Source organism: Azospirillum sp. B506 (genome assembly GCF_000333595.1).
Taxonomy (GTDB): domain Bacteria; phylum Pseudomonadota; class Alphaproteobacteria; order Azospirillales; family Azospirillaceae; genus Azospirillum.
On the sequence record NZ_BADK01000235.1, the window covers coordinates 1 to 1,720 of the forward strand.

Annotated in this window: 3 protein-coding genes; 2 read left to right on the forward strand and 1 reads right to left on the reverse strand. The window is 63.0% G+C overall.

Annotated elements, in window-relative coordinates; all coding sequences use genetic code 11:
• On the forward strand, positions 1-331 hold a 331-nt coding region (locus tag I71_RS07520; RefSeq protein ID WP_042693400.1), incomplete at its 5' end, for a phosphoribosylglycinamide formyltransferase.
• Between the two features lie 124 nt (positions 332-455).
• Positions 456-599, forward strand: a complete 144-nt coding sequence (locus I71_RS36805) for an aa3-type cytochrome c oxidase subunit IV (RefSeq protein WP_085940690.1) — start codon at positions 456-458, stop codon at positions 597-599.
• Between the two features lie 48 nt (positions 600-647).
• On the opposite strand, the gene I71_RS07525 is transcribed toward I71_RS36805, so the two are convergent.
• On the reverse strand, positions 648-1,720 hold a 1,073-nt coding region (locus I71_RS07525; protein WP_042693402.1), incomplete at its 5' end, for a class I tRNA ligase family protein.

The following is a 1,720-nucleotide window of genomic DNA, read 5'->3' on the forward strand; positions in this document are numbered from 1 at the left end:
CATCAACATCCACCCGTCCCTGCTGCCCTCCTCAAGGGGCCTGGATACCCATGAGCGGGCGTGGGCCACGGGCGTCCGCTTTCATGGCTGCACCGTGCACTATGTGCGTCCGGAAATGGACGAAGGTCCGATCGTTGCCCAGGCCGCCGTTCCGGTCCTGCCCGGTGATGACGCCGACAGCCTGGCCGCCCGCGTCCTGAAATCGGAGCACGCGCTCTATCCGCATGCCGTCCGTCTGATCGCCGAGGGCTGTGTCCGAGTCGTTGGTGATGTCGCGTGGATCGACGGCCCAATTCCTGAACTAGCAGCCCAGATAAACCCACCCCTTTAGACGCGCATCCCTTCAGATCACCACCCTTCCGGCATGGTTGACGGTTCCACTCGGAATCTGTTGCGTTTCCGTACGCCCGCGTCAAAATTCACGGGCAAGAGAAACTGTTGAAGGGTTGATCAATATGGCGGCTGTGAGTCCCAACCCGGTCAGTGCAGAGACCGTCCGCTCGCATCAGGCGACCTGGATCGCCTTCACCAAATTCATGAAGCTCAGCATCGCCGGAATCATCGCCGTGCTTGTGCTTCTGGCAATCTTTACGCTGTAGCGGACGGATAGGAAGGGGGCACGGAACGGAGCCCCCTTCCCTCGCAAATCACCCGGCCAGCACCTCCAGCGCCTTCTGCAGCTTGTCGCGGTCCTGATCGGCTGCCTCGCGGCGGTCACGCTGCTCCTCGATCACCTCTGCGGGAGCCTTGGCGACAAACTGCTCGTTCGACAGCTTGGCGTCGATCTTCTTGATCTCGCCGGTCAGCTTGTCGATCTCCTTGGACAGGCGAGCGCGTTCCTTTTCGACATCGACATATTCCGCCACCTGCAAGGCGACCGTCTCGCCGCCAAGAACGAACTTCACATTGCCCTTCGCCATAGCGATTTGAGCGGCTTCGTCTGCATTGGTCGGATGCAGGCCGGAAATCCGGGCCATCCGGATCACCAGATCCTGGTACCGCGTGACAAGCTGGCTGGTCTGCGCGCCCGCATTGAGCACATAGACCGGCATCTGCACGCTGGTCGGAATATTCATCTCCGACCGAACGCCCCGGATCCCGGAAACCAGACCGATTACCCAATCCATCTCGTCACGGGAGGCCGGATCGGCGACGTCGGCGGCGAACTCCGGCCATTCCGCCGAGATCAGGCGGTTTGCGCGGGTCGGCGACAGCTGTTCCCACAGCTCTTCGGTGATGAAGGGCATCAGCGGATGCAGGATGTGCAGGATCTGGTCGAGCACCCAGGCAGTGGTCGCCCGCGTCTCCGCCTTCGCCGCCTCGTCGGTGCCGGCCAGGATCGGCTTGGTGAACTCCATGTACCAGTCGCAGAAGGTGCCCCAGGTGAACTGATAGGCGGCGCCGGCGGCCTCGTTGAACTTGTAGGTGTCGATCGACTCGGCGACCTTCGTCGCCGCATCGGCCAGGGCACCGACGATCCAGCGGTTGACCGTCTGGGTCAGGCCGACCGGCTTGTAGCCGGCGACCGGCTCGCAGCCGTTCATCTGGCAATAGCGGGCGGCGTTCCACAGCTTGGTGGCGAAGTTGCGGTAGCCCTCGACGCGGTTCACCGCCAGCTTGATGTCGCGGGCCTGGGCGGCCATCGCCGACAGGGTGAAGCGCAGCGCGTCGGTGCCGTACTGGTCGATGATCTCCAGCGGGTCGATGACGTTGCCCTTCG

Coding starts and splice junctions, on each gene's coding strand:
- I71_RS36805 (WP_085940690.1), top strand. CDS start 456: ATGGCGGCTGTGAGTCCCAACCCGGTCAGTGCAGAGACCGTCCGCTCG.